14 protein-coding genes are annotated in these 18,812 nt (G+C 47.6%); 5 read left to right on the top strand and 9 right to left on the bottom strand.

All coding sequences use genetic code 11. The features are described from left to right. The 4 genes from ACTHSP_RS09160 to ACTHSP_RS09145 form a co-directional block, all read right to left on the bottom strand. Positions 1 to 611, bottom strand: a 611-nt coding sequence (locus ACTHSP_RS09160; protein WP_440346000.1) for an FAD-binding protein, incomplete at its 3' end; no start/stop codon positions are given. 163 nt (positions 612 to 774) lie between these two features. Then, positions 775 to 2,895 carry a polyribonucleotide nucleotidyltransferase gene (gene pnp / locus ACTHSP_RS09155; protein WP_101755500.1) on the bottom strand — a complete coding sequence of 707 codons (2,121 nt, stop codon included), beginning with the start codon at positions 2,893 to 2,895 and terminating at the stop codon, positions 775 to 777. A gap of 236 nt (positions 2,896 to 3,131) precedes the next feature. Next, positions 3,132 to 3,995, bottom strand: coding sequence for a phosphoribosylaminoimidazolesuccinocarboxamide synthase (locus ACTHSP_RS09150; RefSeq protein ID WP_070460812.1), 864 nt, complete (start codon positions 3,993 to 3,995; stop codon positions 3,132 to 3,134). Between the two features lie 163 nt (positions 3,996 to 4,158). After that, entirely contained in the window at positions 4,159 to 5,589 is a 1,431-nt protein-coding gene (locus ACTHSP_RS09145) for a calcium-binding protein (protein ID WP_419150075.1), read from the bottom strand. 444 nt (positions 5,590 to 6,033) lie between these two features. Between ACTHSP_RS09145 and rfbD the strand changes: the two genes are divergently transcribed. From rfbD to ACTHSP_RS09125, 4 genes are all read left to right on the top strand, one after another. Further along, positions 6,034 to 6,897, top strand: a complete 864-nt coding sequence (gene rfbD / locus ACTHSP_RS09140; RefSeq protein WP_101755501.1) for a dTDP-4-dehydrorhamnose reductase — start codon at positions 6,034 to 6,036, stop codon at positions 6,895 to 6,897. Between the two features lie 150 nt (positions 6,898 to 7,047). Next, positions 7,048 to 9,897: an excinuclease ABC subunit UvrA gene (uvrA, locus tag ACTHSP_RS09135; RefSeq protein WP_101755502.1), complete on the top strand. Its 2,850-nt coding sequence runs from the start codon at positions 7,048 to 7,050 to the stop codon at positions 9,895 to 9,897. A 52-nt stretch (positions 9,898 to 9,949) separates the two neighbouring features. Next, on the top strand, positions 9,950 to 10,876 hold the full coding sequence (locus ACTHSP_RS09130; RefSeq protein ID WP_101804489.1) for a hypothetical protein: 927 nt from the start codon (positions 9,950 to 9,952) through the stop codon (positions 10,874 to 10,876). Between the two features lie 18 nt (positions 10,877 to 10,894). After that, positions 10,895 to 11,404, top strand: a complete 510-nt coding sequence (locus ACTHSP_RS09125) for a hypothetical protein (RefSeq protein ID WP_145988411.1) — start codon at positions 10,895 to 10,897, stop codon at positions 11,402 to 11,404. Positions 11,405 to 11,710: 306 nt separating this feature from the next. Here ACTHSP_RS09125 and ACTHSP_RS09120 read toward each other — a convergent pair whose 3' ends face one another. The 5 genes from ACTHSP_RS09120 to ACTHSP_RS09100 all read right to left on the bottom strand — a co-directional run bounded on the left by ACTHSP_RS09120 (position 11,711) and on the right by ACTHSP_RS09100 (position 17,631). Continuing rightward, on the bottom strand, positions 11,711 to 12,097 hold the full coding sequence (locus tag ACTHSP_RS09120) for a DUF5339 family protein (protein ID WP_101755504.1): 387 nt from the start codon (positions 12,095 to 12,097) through the stop codon (positions 11,711 to 11,713). Positions 12,098 to 12,284: 187 nt separating this feature from the next. After that, positions 12,285 to 14,066, bottom strand: coding sequence for an anaerobic ribonucleoside-triphosphate reductase (gene nrdD, locus ACTHSP_RS09115; RefSeq protein WP_440345999.1), 1,782 nt, complete (start codon positions 14,064 to 14,066; stop codon positions 12,285 to 12,287). A gap of 117 nt (positions 14,067 to 14,183) precedes the next feature. Next, entirely contained in the window at positions 14,184 to 14,693 is a 510-nt protein-coding gene (gene nrdG / locus ACTHSP_RS09110; RefSeq protein ID WP_440345998.1) for an anaerobic ribonucleoside-triphosphate reductase activating protein, read from the bottom strand. Between the two features lie 287 nt (positions 14,694 to 14,980). Continuing rightward, the gene (locus ACTHSP_RS09105; protein ID WP_440345997.1) at positions 14,981 to 16,123 is read right to left on the bottom strand and encodes a THUMP domain-containing class I SAM-dependent RNA methyltransferase; all 1,143 of its coding nucleotides are present in this window, start codon (positions 16,121 to 16,123) and stop codon (positions 14,981 to 14,983) included. Positions 16,124 to 16,239: 116 nt separating this feature from the next. Further along, the gene (locus tag ACTHSP_RS09100) at positions 16,240 to 17,631 is read right to left on the bottom strand and encodes a nucleobase:cation symporter-2 family protein (protein WP_314511627.1); all 1,392 of its coding nucleotides are present in this window, start codon (positions 17,629 to 17,631) and stop codon (positions 16,240 to 16,242) included. Between the two features lie 336 nt (positions 17,632 to 17,967). Here ACTHSP_RS09100 and dapA point away from each other — a divergent pair. Beyond that, positions 17,968 to 18,812 (top strand): 4-hydroxy-tetrahydrodipicolinate synthase (dapA, locus tag ACTHSP_RS09095; protein ID WP_440345996.1); only part of this gene is annotated, 845 nt, incomplete at its 3' end.

The following is an 18,812-nucleotide window of genomic DNA, read 5'->3' as shown; positions in this document are numbered from 1 at the left end:
TGGAAACCTTGCAGATTGGTCAGAATTTCTTCAGGGGTTTCGCCCAAATCAATGCCCAAATGGTTGACCAGCTCCAGCTTACCCTCTTCGTTGATTTGTGCAAACAGGGCCATTTCTGTATAAGCCGGGCCACGCTGTACCAGTGCACCACCCGAGTTATTACATACGCCACCCAATACAGATGCTCCGATACAGGACGAACCGATTACTGAGTGCGGCTCACGGCCTAAAGGTTTCAGCAGCAGCTCCAATTGATTCAGGGTAGAACCAGGCAGACAGACAACTTGTTCGTTATTGTTAATCGGCTGAATGATGTTCAGACGCATGGTGTTCACAATCACGATATCGCGGTCGTAATCATTACCGTCAGGAGTCGAGCCGCCGGTCAGACCGGTATTGGCGGCCTGCGTAATCACGATAACATCAGCCTCAACACACGCCTGCAAGATTTGCCACATTTCCAACACCGTACCCGGGCGGACAACTGCCAGCGCCTTGCCTTCACCAAAACGATAGCCTTGACGGTATTGTTCGGTTTTCGCCGGGTCTGTGATGATGTATTTTTCACCGACGGTTTGCGTCAGCCGACTGATTAATTGTGTAGCATTCATTGCATACTCCTTAAGAAATGAATATATTTATTAAATTACAAACATTGTAGTAATCCCTTTTATCAAAGTAAAGGCAAACTCATTTTTAAATTCATCATTCAAATAAACAAAAGGCCGTCTGAAATTTTCAGACGGCCTTTTGTTTCAAGCTTGAACAATCAAATTATTCAGCTGCTTTCTCTTCGCGAGCAGGAGCTTCAAGTAAAGCTTTGATAGACAGGCGTACGCGGCCGCGATCGTCTACTTCCAATGCTTTCACGTTCACAACCTGACCTACTTGCAGGTAGTCGCTGACATTGCGTACGCGCTCGTGGGCGATTTGGCTGATGTGTACCAAACCGTCTTTGCCCGGCATCACGCTGACAATCGCGCCAACGTTGTTGTCGAGGATTTTAACCACAGTACCTTCATACACTTTACCCACTTCCACTTCGGCAGTGATTTCTTCGATACGTTTTTTCGCTGCATCCCCTGCTTCTTGAGTAGTCGCAGCGATAGTGATGGTACCGTCTTCAGCGATGTTGATTTCAGTACCGGTTTCAGCAGTAATCGAACGGATGGTTTCGCCGCCTTTACCAATCACATCACGGATTTTGTCTTGGTTGATTTTCATGGTGAATAAGCGCGGCGCGTGTGCAGACAGCTCTTGTGGGCCTGCAACAGCGGCTTTCATCTGATCCAAGATGTGCAAACGTGCTTCTTTGGCTTGAGCCAAAGCGATTTGCATGATTTCTTTGGTAATGCCTTGGATTTTGATGTCCATTTGCAGCGCAGTCACACCTTCAGTTGTACCGGCTACTTTAAAGTCCATATCGCCCAAGTGGTCTTCGTCGCCCAAGATGTCGGTCAGGACGGCAAATTTGTTGTTGTCCAAAATCAGACCCATGGCGATACCGGCAACGTGTGCTTTCAAAGGCACACCGGCAGACAACAGGCTCAAGCAGCCGCCGCAGACGGAAGCCATAGAGGAAGAGCCGTTGGATTCGGTAATTTCAGAAACCACGCGCATGGTGTAGCTGAAATCTTCAGGTTCTGGCAATACGGCCAACAACGCACGTTTAGCCAAACGGCCGTGACCGATTTCACGACGTTTTGGCGCACCTACGCGACCCACTTCACCGGTAGAGTATGGAGGGAAGTTGTAGTGCAGCATGAAGCGGTCGGTGTATTCGCCGGAGAGTGCATCAATGATTTGCTCGTCGCGTGAAGTACCCAAAGTGGCAACCGCCAAAGCTTGGGTTTCGCCACGGGTAAACAGTGCAGAACCGTGAGTGCGCGGCAATACGCCGGTTTGAATGTTCAGCGGACGAACAGTGCGGGTATCGCGACCGTCAATACGCGGTTGGCCGTCCAAAATTTGGCTGCGGACAACATCGGCTTCCAAGTGTTTGAAAATGCCTTTGATTTCGTTGGCTGCCAAAGTGTCGGTTTCTTCGGTAATCAACGCTTCTTTCACGGCATTCCAAGCTTCGTCCAATTTGGCAGAACGCGCTTGTTTTTGACGGATTTTGAACGCTTCTTTAATGGTTTCACCGGCAATTTCGCGTACTTTTCCAACCAATTCTTCATTGGTTTCAGGTGCTTTCCAATCCCAAACTTCCGGGTTGACTTCGTCGGCAAACTCATTGATGGCATTAATGGCCACTTGCATTTGATCGTGACCGTAAACAACCGCACCCAACATTACTTCTTCAGACAAGATGTCTGCTTCGGATTCGACCATCAACACGGCTTTAGAAGTACCGGCAACAACCAAGTCCAATTGTGATTTAGCCAATTCGGCTTTAGTCGGGTTCAAAACGTACACGCCGTTTACATAACCCACGCGTGCCGCACCAATCGGACCGGCAAACGGTACGCCGCTCAACACCAGCGCAGCAGACGCGCCGAGCATGGCAGGAATGTCGGAATCGATTTCAGGGTCAACGGAAACCACCATCGCAACGATTTGGATGTCGTGGTAGAAACCTTCAGGGAACAGAGGACGAATCGGACGGTCGATCAGACGGCTGGTCAGGATTTCTTTTTCGCTTTGTTTGCCTTCGCGTTTGAAGAAACCGCCGGGGATTTTACCTGCTGCATAAGTACGCTCGAGGTAATCGACAGTCAGAGGGAAGAAATCTTGGCCTTCTTTCACTTCTTTGTTGGTAGTAACGGCAACCAAAACAACGGTGTCGCCCATGGATACTTTAACGGCAGCAGCGGCTTGGCGAGCGATCTCGCCGGTTTCCAAAGTAACGGTTTGATTACCGTATTGGAAGGTCTTAACGTGTTTATTGAACATTATTGTTCCTTTCAAAATACCGCACTGCTAAAACACTAATAATGCACACTAAAATCCGAATGTGCATAGTTAGGGTTTCAGACCGTGCGGCAGGTTATAAACAAGCTTTCAGACGGCCTTTAAGGCACTGAAAACAACTCTCGATTATAAAGGCAACCATCCTTAAAATCCAGTATTTATACAATAAAAAGGCCGTCTGAAACATATCTCTTTCAGACGGCCTTCAAACTTAAAAATCAATCCTGAGTCAGCAAAGTCAATGCTTCCTGATATTTTTCGACTGTTTTTTGAATCACATCGGCAGGCACTTTAGGCGCAGGCGCTTTTTTGTTCCAACCGCTTTGCTCCAGCCAGTCGCGGACAAATTGTTTGTCAAAAGACGGAGGATTGGTGCCGACTTTATATTGGTCGGCAGGCCAAAAACGGCTGGAGTCAGGCGTCAACACTTCGTCCATCAAAGTCAGCGTACCTTCTTCATCCAAACCAAATTCAAACTTGGTATCGCAAATAATAATACCGCGAGATTTCGCATATTCGGCCGCTTCCGTATAAAGCTGAATCGCCTTGGCGCGTACTTCCGCCGCCAGCTCTTTACCAATGATGCGTTCGCATTCTTCAAAGCTGATGTTTTCATCATGATCACCAACTGCTGCTTTGGTCGATGGCGTAAAAATCACTTCAGGCAGTTGTTGCGCTTCCTGCATACCTTCAGGCAGTTGAATACCGCAAACAGAGCCTGTTTTTTGATAATCTTTCCAACCGCTGCCTGCCAGATAACCGCGCACAATAGCCTCTACTTTCACCGGAGTGAGTTTTTTAGCCACAACGGCGCGTTTTTCTAAAACTTTGGCTTCGTTTTCAGGTAAAACATCGTAAACCGTATGGCCGGTAAAGTGGTTAGGCATGATATGAGCCAGTTTTTTAAACCAAAAATTAGAAATCTGCGTCAGAATCTCCCCTTTACCCGGAATCGGGTCATCCAAAATCACATCGAATGCAGACAGGCGGTCGGAAGCAACCATCAACATACGTTTATCGTCAATTTCGTACAAATCGCGTACTTTGCCGGAGTAGATTTTTTTCAAGCTGATTTCAGACATTTCAAGTATCTCTTTGGTAGACAGAAGAATGCGATATTTTAGCCCAATTTGGAATTTTTCGTCAGATTGTTTACAAAATAAAGGCCGTCTGAAACCTTATATTTTGGTTTCAGACGGCCTTAACCGTTGATTTCAGGGAAGAACCCTGAAAATCACCATCCTATCAGATTACAGAAGCTTGAGTCTGATCTTGGATTTGGTTCACAGCAGACAGAGAGTAGTAGTCGCCGTGGCCGGTTACTTGGTAAGTGCTACCGTCAGCAAACTTGAAGTTTTCAACTTTGTGATCGTTACCGGTAAACCAGTCATCGATGGTGATGCTGTCGTTAGTACCGACAGAAACAGTCAGGTTAGCACCTGATTTGCTCAGCAATACGTCAGAAGCTGCGACGCCTTTACCGAACAACAAGGTGTCATTACCGCTTTCTTCACGGATAGTGTCGTGACCGTAACCTTTGTCGAAGAAGTAAGTGTCGTTACCGGTACCACCGATCAGGATGTCGTTGCCGACACCGCCGTCGAGGTAGTCGTTACCGTCTTTACCAACCAGACAGTCGTCGCCGGCCAAACCGTACAGATGGTTGTTGCCGCCGTTACCTTCGATGTTGTTGTTCAAAGAGTTACCGGTACCGTTCAGGTTTTGCATACCTTGCAAAATCAGGTTTTCAACGTGATCGGTCAGGGTGTAGTCGATAACGGTACGAACAGTATCGATACCGGCATGTGCATTGCCGTACTCGATAACTTGGTCGTTGGCATTGTCAACGAAGTAAACGTCGTTACCGTCGCCACCGCGCATGATGTCAGCACCGGAACCACCGTTCAGGTAGTCGTTACCGGCACCACCTTGCAGGTAGTCTTTACCTTCTTCACCGTACAGAGAGTCACCGTCGGCATCACCGTAAATGGTGTCGTTACCAGCACCGGCGTAGATTACGTCTGTGCCGTTGCCACCGTAGATGATGTCTTCGCAAGCAGTACCATAAATGGTATCTTTAGCATCAGTACCGCGGATAACGTTGCCGTCTTTGCAGTCTTCAGCTCTGATGACATTACCTGGGTTTTTGTCTTCGTGACCGTATGAGTTGTTTTGGTTATGGTCGTCAACACAGTCTTTGCAGTCTGGCTCTGGCTTAGGCTCAGGTTTTGGTTCTGGCTTAGGCTCTGGCTTAGGCTCAGGTTTTGGTTCTGGCTTAGGCTCAGGTTTTGGTTGTGGTTTTGGTTCTGGTTGCGGTTCTGGCTGTGGCTCAGGTTTAGGCTCAGGTTTTGGTTGAGGCTTAGGCTGAGGTTTAGGCTGAGGTTTTGGACATGGGATCGGTTTGATTGGATCGCAGTTGTAAGGTGGGCAAGCCGGAACACATTTGTAGTTAGGAGTTTTTGCCGGTGGGCAGAAAGCCGCAATAGCAGAAACCAAACCAGTTACCGCATTAACTACTGACACGCCGACGCTGGCAATGCTAGCGATGCTGCCGATAGAAACAGAAGATTTCGCTGCAGGAGCGCAGTAGTAAGAAGAGTAGGAAGCCTTAGGCGCAGGAGCGCAGTAAGAACTAACCAGGGGTCTAGCATAATACCCCCCGTAACAGTATGCCATAATAATTACTCCCAAAATAGTTAATAAAGATATCGAGCTAGCGGAACGAGCAAATCCGCCCTTGCTCAATTATTATTTTAGTAATATTTTTCAAAATATTTACTCAAAAATATCAAACGGTAGAATTTGCCGACAAAAGGACGGAGTTTCGCCTGTTTTTAAATTCCATTATCCTAGCAACAATAAAAACATTAACATTGATTCACACTCTCTCAAACAGCATAGATCCTTTATCTATCTTATTAAAAGCTGAACTTTAACTCTAGTTATAGTAAACAAACATAATACCAATAAGTGGTTATTATTATGGATAGATAATATCGATAATTTGCCCAAATACAGCCGCCTCTGCATTTTGTTCTACGCCAATAATGTGAATTTGTCGTATTTACACTATAATGACACAAACACCTATTTAACAGCTATCAGAGGAGATACTCAACCATGCGTACTTTATTGACCGGAGCCAAAGGCCAGCTTGCCCGTTGTCTGCGCGACCGCCTACCCGAAGATTGGGAACTGATTGCTACCGATTCTACTTCGCTGGACATTACCGATACCGAAGCCGTGCATCATATGATTAAAAACTTCCAACCAGATGCCATCGTTAATGCCGCAGCTTACACTGCCGTCGATAAAGCAGAAGAAAACGCAGAGGCTGCTTTTGCCGTCAACGCAACCGCTGTTCACAACCTTGCCGCAGCTGCCCGTGCCGCGCATGCCCGCTTTATCCATATTTCCACTGATTATGTATTCGACGGCGAAGGCAAACGCCCTTACCGCGAAACCGACTACACTAATCCGCGCAGCACTTACGGTCAATCCAAAGTCGCAGGCGAGCTTTTGGCTTTAGCCGCGCATCCTGAAAGCACTATTATCCGTACTTCATGGCTGTTTAGCGAATACGGCAGCAATTTCGTCAAAACCATGTTGCGCCTTGCCAAAGAACGCGATTCCCTCTCCGTCGTTCACGACCAAACCGGCTGTCCGACTTATGCAGGCGATTTGGCACACGCTATTATCGAATTATTACAACAACCCACCTCCCCACGCGGCATCTTCCATTACTGTGGTAATAAATCGGCAACATGGTACGAATTTACCAAAGCCATCTTTCAGACAGCCCACCAATTAGACGACAGCTTCCGCATTCCGGAACTGAACGCGATTACTACCGATCAATATCCACTGCCCGCTCCACGTCCGGCATACAGCATCATGGATTGCTCACGCCTAGAGACCGAATTTGGTATCAAACCGTCCGACTGGCAAAAAGCCCTGCGCGAAATTCTCCGCAAAATCGACTGATAAGCTGATTCATCTATATCAAGGCCGTCTGAAAACATATTTTCAGACGGCCTCTTTGTTTCTTTTATATCAAATGCTTTATCTATCCAGTCTGTCATTTGAAAAGTGCTACAATAGCCGTTTATTTTATTTTTCAGACGGCCTGACAATATGTGCAACCATCATCACAAACATTCACACGATAATGACACCATCCGCATCCGTGGCGCGCGTACACATAATTTGAAAAATGTCGATTTAGACATTCCGCGCCACAAACTCGTGGTGGTAACAGGATTGTCAGGCAGCGGCAAATCATCGCTGGCGTTTGATACGCTGTATGCCGAAGGCCAACGTCGTTATGTCGAAAGCCTTTCCGCCTATGCCCGTCAATTTTTGCAGATGATGGACAAACCCGACGTAGATTTGATCGAAGGTCTGTCTCCCGCGATTTCCATCGAGCAGAAATCCACCAGCCACAACCCGCGCTCCACCGTCGGTACGGTAACAGAAATCCACGACTACCTGCGTCTTTTGTACGCACGCGTCGGCACACCCTACTGCCCCGAACACAATCTGCCGCTGTCGAGCCAAACCGTATCTCAGATGGTCGATGCCGTCTTGAAGCTGCCGGAAGACACGCGCGTGATGATTCTTGCGCCGGCGGTGCGCGAGCGTAAGGGCGAGTTTGTCGATTTCTTTGCCGACTTGCAGGCGCAAGGTTTTGCGCGTGTGCGCGTGGACGGCGAGGTCTATCAGCTTGACGAAGTGCCGAAGCTGGAAAAAAACATCAAACACAATATCGACGTCGTCATCGACCGCGTGAAAGTAAAAGCCGACATTAAACAACGGCTGGCGGAAAGTTTTGAAACCGCATTGCGCCACGGAAACGAACGCGCGCTGGCAATGGAGATGGACAGCAGCGAAGAGCATTGGTTTTCCGCGCGTTTCGCCTGCCCCGTGTGTTCGTACAGCCTGCCCGAATTAGAGCCGCGCCTGTTTTCCTTCAACAACCCTATGGGTTCTTGCCCGACTTGCGACGGCTTGGGTAATACTAACTTCTTCGATCCCGAAAAAGTGGTCGCCCATCCTGAATTATCCTTAGCCGCAGGCGCGATTGACGGCTGGGATAAGCGCAACCAATTCTATTTCCAAATGATTCAATCGTTAGCACGCCATTATGAGTTTGATGTGGATGCAGCATGGGAAACCCTACCTGAAAAAGTCAAAAAAGTTGTCTTGCACGGCTCGGGCAAAGAAGTCATTGATTTCACTTACCTGTCCGAACGCGGCACCACCTTCAACCGCAGCCATGCCTTTGAAGGCATCATTCCCAATCTCGAACGCCGCTACCGCGAAACCGATAGCGAAACCGTGCGCGAAAAACTGCGTGAATACCAAAACCACCGCGCCTGCCCAAGCTGCGGCGGCGCACGTTTGCGCAAAGAAGCCCGCTACGTTTACGTCAGCGGCGAACCTTTGCACGAAGTCTCCGCCTGGCCGCTGACCAAAACCCACCAATTCTTTGAAACACTGGATTTGGACGGCAATAAAAAACAAATCGCCGAAAAAATCCTCAAAGAAATCACCGAGCGGCTCGGCTTCCTGATTAACGTCGGGCTGGATTACCTGAATCTCTCCCGCTCCGCCGAAACCCTATCCGGCGGCGAAGCCCAGCGCATCCGCCTCGCCAGCCAAATCGGCAGCGGCCTGACCGGCGTGATGTACGTATTAGACGAACCCTCCATCGGCCTGCACCAGCGCGACAACGACCGCCTGCTCGCCACCCTCAAACGCCTGCGCGACTTGGGCAACAGCGTGATTGTGGTCGAACACGACGAAGACGCCATCCGCGAAGCCGATTTCGTAGTCGATATGGGCCCCGGCGCGGGCGAACACGGCGGCAACGTACTGATTGCCGACACGCCTGAAAACGTCGCCAAATGCGAAAACTCCGTTACCGGACAATACCTCAGCGGCAAAAAATCCATTGCCGTGCCGTCTGAACGCACGCCCGTCAATCCCGACCGAATGTTCGTCCTCAAAGGTGCGCGCGGCAACAACCTCAAAAACGTTACCCTCGAATTGCCGCTCGGTTTGATTACCTGCATTACCGGCGTATCCGGCAGCGGCAAATCCACCCTGATTAACGACACCCTCGCCAAAATCACCGCCCGCGAACTCAACCGCGCCCAAGAAGAACCCGCCCCATACGACGACATCCACGGCCTCGAACACCTCGACAAAGTCATCAACGTCGACCAATCCCCCATCGGCCGCACCCCGCGCTCCAACCCCGCCACCTACACCGGCCTGTTCACCCCCATCCGCGAACTCTTCGCCGGCGTACCCCTCTCGCGCGAACGCGGCTACAACGTCGGCAGATTCTCCTTCAACGTCAAAGGCGGTCGCTGCGAAGCCTGCCAAGGCGACGGCGTGATTAAAGTCGAAATGCACTTCCTGCCCGACGTGTACGTCCCCTGCGAAGTCTGCCACGGCAAACGCTACAACCGCGAAACGCTCGAAATCCAATACAAAGGCAAAAATATCAGCCAAGTCCTCGACATGACCGTCGAAGAAGCCCGCGAATTTTTCGACGCCGTCCCCACCGTATCGCGCAAACTGCAAACCCTGATGGACGTAGGCTTAGGCTACATCCGCCTCGGTCAATCCGCCACCACCCTCTCCGGCGGCGAAGCCCAACGCGTCAAACTCGCCCTAGAGCTATCCAAACGCGACACCGGCAGAACGCTCTATATCCTCGACGAACCGACCACAGGCCTGCACTTCGCCGACATCGCCCTATTGCTGGAAGTCATAGGTCGTCTGAAAGGCAAAGGCAACTCGATTGTGATTATTGAACATAATCTTGACGTCATTAAAACTGCTGATTATATTGTCGACTTAGGGCCTGAAGGGGGAGATGGCGGAGGGCAAATTATTGCATCAGGTACTCCCGAACAAGTAGCTCAAAACAAGAAAAGTCATACTGGTGCATATTTAAAACAAATCTTAAAGTAATATTTTTTAAATCATTTATATTGATTATTTTAATCCAACATTTGGGAAATTTATGTTTAAACGTTCAAATTCAAATAGTATCATTTCAAGTTTAATTGCCAGTGCTGCAGGAGTGGCAGTAGCCAGTTATGGTACTTATAAAAAAAAATCAGCTGCTGAAATGTTGAATGAAGCAAATAAAATTGGAGAAGAAGCTCAATCAAAATATCAAATTTCAAAAGAAAAGCTTTTTTCCATTCATAACTTAACACAACAACAATTTGAAACTTTATCTCTAATAAAGAAACAAGTTTTTCATAATCAAATCGCTCATTTTTTAAACACACTTAAAAATTCTGGAAAATTTCAAAAAGTTTCAGGAGAACTAAAAGATTTTGATGTGAATTTATATATAGAAGATTTGGCAGAAATTCAAGATTTTATTCAATATCAAAAAAGCAGTACTCATAATACACAGAGTATGTCTTTAAGTACAACTTTGGGGGCTCTTGCATATTCAGGATTCAAGCAAAAAGCTCCTGAAGGATGGTTTTCTCAAAAATGGGAAAGCTTTACTGGTGCAAAAGCCAGACGTGAAACTGACAATCTTTTTATTGGTACTGCCACTGCCACCGTCTCAGCGGGTTTAGCATTGGCTTGGAGTGGTATCAAAGAAGCTAACGATGCTGAAAAAGCCTTAACAGAAGCACAGGCATTTGCAGCACAAGTTGAAGTTGAAATTGGTCGTTTTGAAATTCTAGAAAAAGGATTTCTTGCATTACAAGATAATGCCCAAGAGATAATTAATACATTAAATGAATTAGTTAATCGATACGAAAAAATTAAGGTAAATACTACAAATGATAAAAATTTTGAACTAATGACTAATATTGCAGTTGCATTAAAAAATATTATGATGATAAAAATAGTTCAAGAAAATGGTGAGCTCATATCTAATATAAAGCAAACTTGCTCAGGATATTTAACACAAGAAATTTAAATGAAAGGGAAGATTAAAATGAAAAATCAAATGGATACTAACATGATGATAGCATCTACAGCAACTAATTTTGGTTTACAAATGTTAAATAATTCTCGTATTAACAAACAAGAAAAGAATGCTTTAGCTCGTGAAAAAATGAATCGACAAATGGATGCTCTTCAGGAGGTATTTTCTTGCTGTGAAAGAGTTGCAGTTGAATTTATTAATTGTTTAAATACTGCTGAACAAGAGAAAACCAAACGAGAAATGATTGCAAATTGGAAAGAAGTTAGTCTAGAGAAAATTGCAGCCCAAAAACAGTTTTTAATGCAATATTTAGATAACACATTTGAAGAGCGAAAAGAAAATTTTAGTCATTTTTTCAATGCACTAGATAAAGGAATTGAGTCAGGAAATATAGAAATTGTTAATGCTGCCTTGAATGGTATTGTAGATTTAGCAAAAACATCGCCCTTAAAAGCAGAAGTAAGCCAAGTCTTAGCTGCTCTTGATAACGAACATAATATGACTGAATTTAAATTTTAATAATTTTTAGCAAGCCGTAGCCTGCATACTCAACCGACCGCGTGCGTGGCTGCGCTACACACCCTACCTGTAAATCACACGAAACTTCAAAACCTACGCGTAGGGTGTGTGCGGGACGCACGCGGTTGTTTGATTGATGGTTTGCTGTTGTAAATTTTAACTTAGTTGAAACTAACGCTTTCAGACGGCATAAGAAATGGCCGTCTGAAAACTGAAAAAGCTCATCTAAAATAACTACCCTAATTCACACAACAAAAAACGGATTCCAAATCATTGGAATCCGTTTTTCTGTAAAGCTTAGCTGTATTATTTAGCTTCTTCTTTAGCGTCTTCAGCAGCTTCTTTTGCATCTTCCGCTGCGTCTTTTGCTTCTTCTTTAGCCTCTTCAGCGGCGTCTTTGGCTTCTTCGGCTTTTTCTTCAGGAGTTTCGGCAGCCGGAACGCCTTTCAAAGCATCCAAAGAAGTTTTACAAGTTGCATCACGTTGGTCTGCTGGCAGGTTTTTCAACGCTTCTTTGGTTTGTTCGAAAGATTTTTGCATCATTTCTTTGGTTGCGGCATCTACGTCTTTAGTTGCTTCGGCAAATGCTTTTTCGTACTCGTCACAAACGGCAGAAGAAGATGAGCCTGAACCGCCGCATGCTGATAGGGACAGAGCAGCCAACAAAGCTGCCAATAAAACTGATGTTTTCATGTGTCTCTCGCTTTTTTAAATTTAGGTTAAAGGACGTTATATGTTAATTCATTAAATGAAGGTGTCAAGAATTTTTGTTTAATTTAATCAAAACTATATCATTAAAAGAGCCAGCCTATCTCAACATGATCAAGGCCGTCTAAAATTTCAGACGGCCTTAGGTTTGCAAGCAATCTTTTTTCAACGATTACGCCGCTTTACGGTGATAATGCCTGAGCGCGTGTTCTTTGCGCCGTCCGCTACTGAATGCGGATACGCGTTTCAGATAGCCGATGACGCGGGTGCCGTAGTCGATGTCGTGCGAACCGCAGGCGGAACAGGCGTGCAGGGTGCGTTTGTCGATGTGGCCGCATTCGTTGCAGATGGTGATGCGTACGTTCACGCAGAAGTAGTTGCAGCCGGTTTGTGCGGCGATGTTCAAGAGCGAGCGGTAGCCGGATTCGGGCAGGGCTTCGTCGAGGTTCAGGTGCAGCGCGGAGCCGCCGTCGAGCCAGTCCACCAGTTCTTTGCCGTGCAGCAGGAATTTGTCAAGCGCGTTGATTTCTTCGTCTTCGACGACGTAGAAATAGGAGTTGTAGCATTCGCGGCTGACTTTGTAGCCGTCGGCTTTGTCCCATTTGGCGTTTTTCACGCCGAGATTCTCGGCGGGAACAAACTCGGTGTTGAACTTCACGCCATAGTGTTTGCTGGCGGCTTGGTTGGCTTCGAATATGGTTTTCAGACGGCCTTGGACAAAGTTGATGTAGTCGTCGTTGTAGCCGACTTTAATGCCTTGCGATTCGGCGGCTTCCGCCATGCCGTTGATGCCGATGGTGAGGAATTGTTTGTCTAGCGTGATGAAGCCTGCATCGTAAACGGGCAGCATTCCTGCGGCTTGATATTCTTCCATCAGTTTGCGGTAGGCGTATTGGTATTTGTGGATTTTGGCGACTTCGGCGGCAAGGTCGCGCCCGTCTTGTTCCAGCCGGTTCATGTTGATGGTGATGACATTGATGGAGCCAGTCGCCACGCCGCCCGCGCCGAGGGTGTAGCTGAAAGTACGGTCTTCAATGGCGTTGCGCAGGCGGCAGCAGGAAGCCAAGGAGTCGGGATTATCGGAAAGATAAACGAAGAAGGAATTGCCTTCCGCCAATTCTTTCGCCATTTCGTCGGCAAACACGGTGTCTTTGCATTTGCCGCCATCAGTCAGCATCGCAGCGGTAACGACGGGGAAAGTCAAAATGGCTTTGCTGCGTTCCTGATTAAACCATTTGAGGAAGAAGTTTTGCAGCTTCGCCACACTTGGCCACACTGGTTTGCTGAAATCGGGGAAGACGAAATCGCCAAACATCGCGTCGAAATAGTATTGATCATAAACGGAAATATTCCAGAATACGCTCTGATAGCCACGCGCGGCGGCGGGCTGGTTGATGCTGTATACCACCTGCTGCATGTGATTGGCGATTTCTTTGGCGTGGGTTTCCAAATAATCGTCGCCGTAGTCTTTGCGGGCAAAGTAGTCGAAATAGGTTAGAAATTCCACCGTTGCCACCGCGCCGGCAAACTGCGCGCTGATGGCAAACACAAGATTGATAAACGAGCCGCAAAACGATGCCAGATGTTGCGGCGCTTTGGATTCGCCGCCGAGTTTGCTTAAGCCGTCGAGCAGGAAGGGATACAACGTAACCGACACACAGTAAGGCTTGAGGCTGGTTTCATCGTGCACATAAATCTCGTGCGCCTCAATCTGGCGGATGTATTCGTCGGCAACGGATTGGTCGAAAATTTCGGCGATTTTGCGCGATACTTGGGCGCGGTTAATCTGCACGAAAAAGTCTTTCATGATTTCCGCTTCCATCGTAGCGATGTTTTTTTGCGTAACGTTGGCATTGGCGTCCATTTTCGAGCCGTCCGCCGCGTTTTGCGCGCTGATGTAGTCGCGCATGAATTGTAGTTTTCCGTTTAACTGTTCGGGATGCAGCCGAATCATGTTAATTCTCCTGTATGGTTTGGTTGATTTATCAAGTAATGATGGTCAGGCCGTCTGAAACATTGCTGTCAGCGAATACAATAAATTCAATTTAAATCAGTGCAATACAGCACCGGGCTAAATTGAAGCCACTGGAAAAACTTTAGGCGCAGGTTTGTCTTTGATAAACAAGCGGTTCAACACTTCGCCCGTACGCAAATCAATAAACTTCTGATTGGTGGTCGGGCTGTCCAAACCGCCCAGCTCCATCTGCCAGCGGCCGGTTTTCAGATACGTAAGATAAGGCAGAATGCCGTCTGAAACCGCTTCCAGCTCCTCACGTTCCAAGCCGGTGTACAAACAGGCTTTCAAACTTTCCTGAGCAACAATAGCCAGCATTTTCTGCAAGGCTTCCGGCTGCCATTCTCCGCCCATAAACAACACACAGCTAATCAGCCCGCGATAGCGTTTCAGACGGCCTTTTAAATAATCCTCGGTCAATTCCATGCCGATGCCCTCTTTCCATGTATCGGCACTATGGCAACCCTTGCAGCGCAGCGGGCAACCGGAAAACAGAAATGCCAGCGACACTTCGCCCGGTACTTCCTGCCATACAATTTGCTCAACTGTAAATTTCAAGCTGCTCATTGCAACACCATAAAACACAAGATATAGTGCGAATTAAAACACAAGACTACTAGATATGGTATTTTTATTTAACAATGTATTTTACCTGTATAATAGATTTTTATTATTTAGATGATTGCCTATTGCTATAAAATAGCGGTTTTAAACCAATAAAAAGGCCGTCTGAACACGATTCAGACGGCCTGAAGTTAAAAAAAGAAAAGCAAACTCCGTTATAGCAAAGTCTATTTAAATAAAATAAAAAAGGCCGTCTGAAATCATCTTTCAGACGACCTCAATTTCAGGTTTTAGCCCCGATTCGAGCCTTTAACCATATCCATCAAAAACAATCGGCAATCCAAGTTGCCATTAAACAGCGGAATTTTACGCTTCGGAGAAAGGCGCATAAATTTCGGCATATCGCGATCGCCGGTAAACATCCCAACCAGCCAGCCTGCGTAATGCTGTTTCAACCACGTGCCCAGTTGCGGATAAAGTGCCTGCAAAGCCTGAATTTCGGCAAGGCGCACACCATAAGGCGGATTGGAAATCATAATGCCGTGTTCGCCGTTTGGCCGAGCGGCCTGCGCATCTTGCACGTCAAAGCGAATGAAATTATCCACTTCGGCGGCTTGGGCATTGGCCAATGCGGCACGGATCATATAACGGTCGTTGTCGCTGCCGGAAATTGGCGCGGCGGCCGGTTTGATTTGTTTTTCAGCCTCACGGCGCAGGGCTTGCCATTTTTCTTTGTCGAAGTTTTGCAGTTTTTCAAAACCGAAACGGCGCATCAAGCCCGGCGCACGGTGTGTCGCAATCCATGCTGCCTCAATGGCAATCGTGCCGCTGCCGCAAAACGGGTCTTGGAAAGGCTGCGTACCGTCGTAGCCTGCCAAAAGCAGCAAACCTGCCGCCAAGTTCTCTCTTAATGGCGCTTCGCCGGTATCCTGACGATAGCCGCGTTTGAAGAGTGCTTCGCCGGAAGTATCGATAAAGATTTCCACATTGCGCTCATCGATAAAGGCATGAATGCGGATATCGGGGTTGATTTTGCCCACGCTCGGACGCGCATCATAAATATCGCGAAAGGCATCGCAGACGGCATCTTTGATTTTCAAACCGACAAAATCCAAGCTTTTCACATTGGCGCGCTTGCCTTCAACTTTGACTTTAAAGGTCTGCTCCAGCTTAAACCAACCTGTCCAATGCAGATTTCGTGCCAATTTGTAGATATCGTGTTCGTTGCGATAACCGCCTTTGGTCAAACGCAGCAAAACACGGCTGGCAACGCGCGAATGCAGGTTGATACGATACACCTGCTCCATCGTGCCTTTACATGCCACACCACCGTCAACAGCTCGGATATCCTGACATGCTATGTTTTCAAGCTCCTGCGTCAAAGGCGCTTCCAAACCGCGAGGACAAGTGATAAAAAGTGAATAAACCGTCATATAAAACCTTTCCGGGTAGAGCTATCCGAACCACTCGGATAACAAATAAAAACAATATTATAGCCGAAAACCAAAAGGCCGTCTGAAACTTCAGACGGCCTTTGAATAAAGCTTGCTTAGTGCTCCAAACTATCGGTTTCCACCTTAACCGCTTTATCGGTTTTATCCTCCGGCAAAACCAAGTTCAACAATACTGCCATAATACCGCCTGCGGAAATTGAGTTTTGGAACAATACCGGCAGGTTTTTGAACACTTCCGGCTCAAATGCTACGCCCAAACCCAAACCGACAGAAGTAGCCGCGATGACCGCTTCACGACGGCGAATACCGTGGCTGACCAAAATCCGCACACCGGCAATCGCAATCAGGCCGAACATCAACACCATTGCGCCACCCAAAACCGGACTCGGAATCGTAGTAAACGCGCGGCCGATGACAGGGAACAAGCCCAACAATACCAAAATCGCCGCAATATATTTGCCCACATGACGCGAAGCTACGCCGGTCATTTGAATCACGCCGTTATTTTGCGCAAACGTGGTTAAAGGCAAAGAGCCCAACGCAGTCGCAATTACAGAAACCAAACCATCTGCCAATACGCCGCCGCGCAGACGTTTGGTGTATTCCTCACCCTCAATCGGCTGCTCGGAGACCATCGCAGTCGCCGTCAAATCGCCAACTGCTTCAAATACGCTCAACAGGAAAATCGCACCGGCAACGATAAACGCGTGCCAATCAAATGCGAAACCATATTTAAACGGAACAGGCAGGGTAATCAGCGGCAGGTTTTGCAGGGCGGAAAAATCTACTTTGCCCAAAAACAGCGCAACAATATAACCGACAATCAAACCCACCGCGATGCCGCTCATACGCAGCAATGGGTTTTTCAAGCAGTTGAAAACCAATACAATCAGCAACACCAGCGATGCCAGACCTAAGTTTTCCATCGAACCGAACGTACCGTCTGCTTTCGCACCGAAGCCGCCGCCAAAGTCAGTAATGCCGACATGCACCAAGCTCAAGCCGATCAACATGACGACCACGCCGCTTACAGTCGGCGTAATCACTTTTTTCAGATAAGGCAAAAGCCAAGCGGAGAAGCACACCAAAAACGCGCCGACAAAGGACACGCCCAAGAGCGTTGAAATCATCACATCTTCAGTCAAGCCGCCCTCTTTCATACCGGTACCGAGCGCAATCATCACGGTAACAAAAGAGAAGTTGACCGACTGAATCGACAACATACCCGAACCGACCGGCCCGAAACGGTTAACCTGCAAATAAGTGCCGACACCTGAAGCCACCATCGCCATCGACACCAAATAAGCCGTCATTTCAACCGGCAGCTCCAACGCCCCGCCGACAATCAATGCCGGAGTAATCATCGGGACAAAAATTGCCAGAAGGTGCGTAACCGCACTCAACAACGCATTACCAAACGGCGGCTTATCTTCCAAACCATAAACCAAATCAAGCGGTTCCGCTTGTTTTTCAGTCATTCCGGCCATGTTGAACCTTCTCTCAAGAATCGTTAAAAAATATTAAGATGCGTATTTTAACCAATTTGAAATGTATCAGCAAATTCAAAACCATCAGGCCGTCTGAAAGTTCCGCCCAATCGTTTTCAGACGGCCTCAAACCGCCTTAACACATTTTAATTCTTGACATCATTTTTCCATCTTAAAACAAACAAACCAATGATTTAAAAATGTATTATTCATTAAGATAATGACAAGTCACCATTAAACGGCAAAGCCGCTTAGCGGATATGTTTCACACAAACAACAAAGTAAGCTACAATCCACTGCATAATTCACCCATACCATAAAATTAAAGGTTTCCGTATGTTAAAAGGCAGTCTGGTTGCCCTGATTACTCCGATGAATCAAGACGGCAGCATCAACTACGAACAACTTCATGACTTAATCGACTGGCACATTGAAAACGGCACCGACGGCATCGTCGCAGTCGGCACCACCGGCGAGTCAGCTACCCTGCCTGTCGAAGAACATTTGGCCGTTATTGAAGCCACCGTCAAACACGTCAACAAGCGCATTCCCGTTATCGCCGGTACAGGCGCCAACAATACTGTCGAAGCCATCGCCCTTTCCAAAGCCGCCGAGCAAGCCGGTGCGGACTACACCTTATCTGTTGTTCCTTACTACAACAAACCTTCGCAAGAAGGCATTTACCAACATTTCAAAGCCATCGCCGAAGCCACTTCGATTCCGATGATTATCTATAATGTTCCCGGCCGCACCGTCGTCAGCATGAGCAACGACACTATTTTGCGTTTGGCCGAGATTCCAAATATCGTCGGCGTGAAAGAAGCCAGCGGCAATATCGGCAACAACATCGAATTGATCAACAGCGTTCCTGAAGGTTTTGCCGTGTTCTCCGGCGACGATCCTACCGGCCTGCCTTTCATGCTGTGTGGCGGCCATGGTGTGGTAACCGTCGCAGCCAACGTTGCACCGAAACTCTTTGCCGATATGTGCCGAGCCGCCCTTGAGGGCGATATTGCGACCGCCCGTCGCCTAAACGAGCAACTTATCCCAATTTATAACACCATGTTCTGCGAGCCCAGCCCGGCCGCGCCCAAATGGGGCCTAAGCTTATTGGGCAAATGCGAACCCCATGTTCGTCTGCCTTTGGTAGCACTGACCGAAGCCGGTCAAGCCAAAGTCCG

The sequence above is a fragment of the Neisseria sp. P0001.S005 genome, assembly GCF_051963715.1.
Note: the sequence above shows the minus strand (reverse complement) of the source record. Positions and strands in the feature narration are given on the sequence as shown.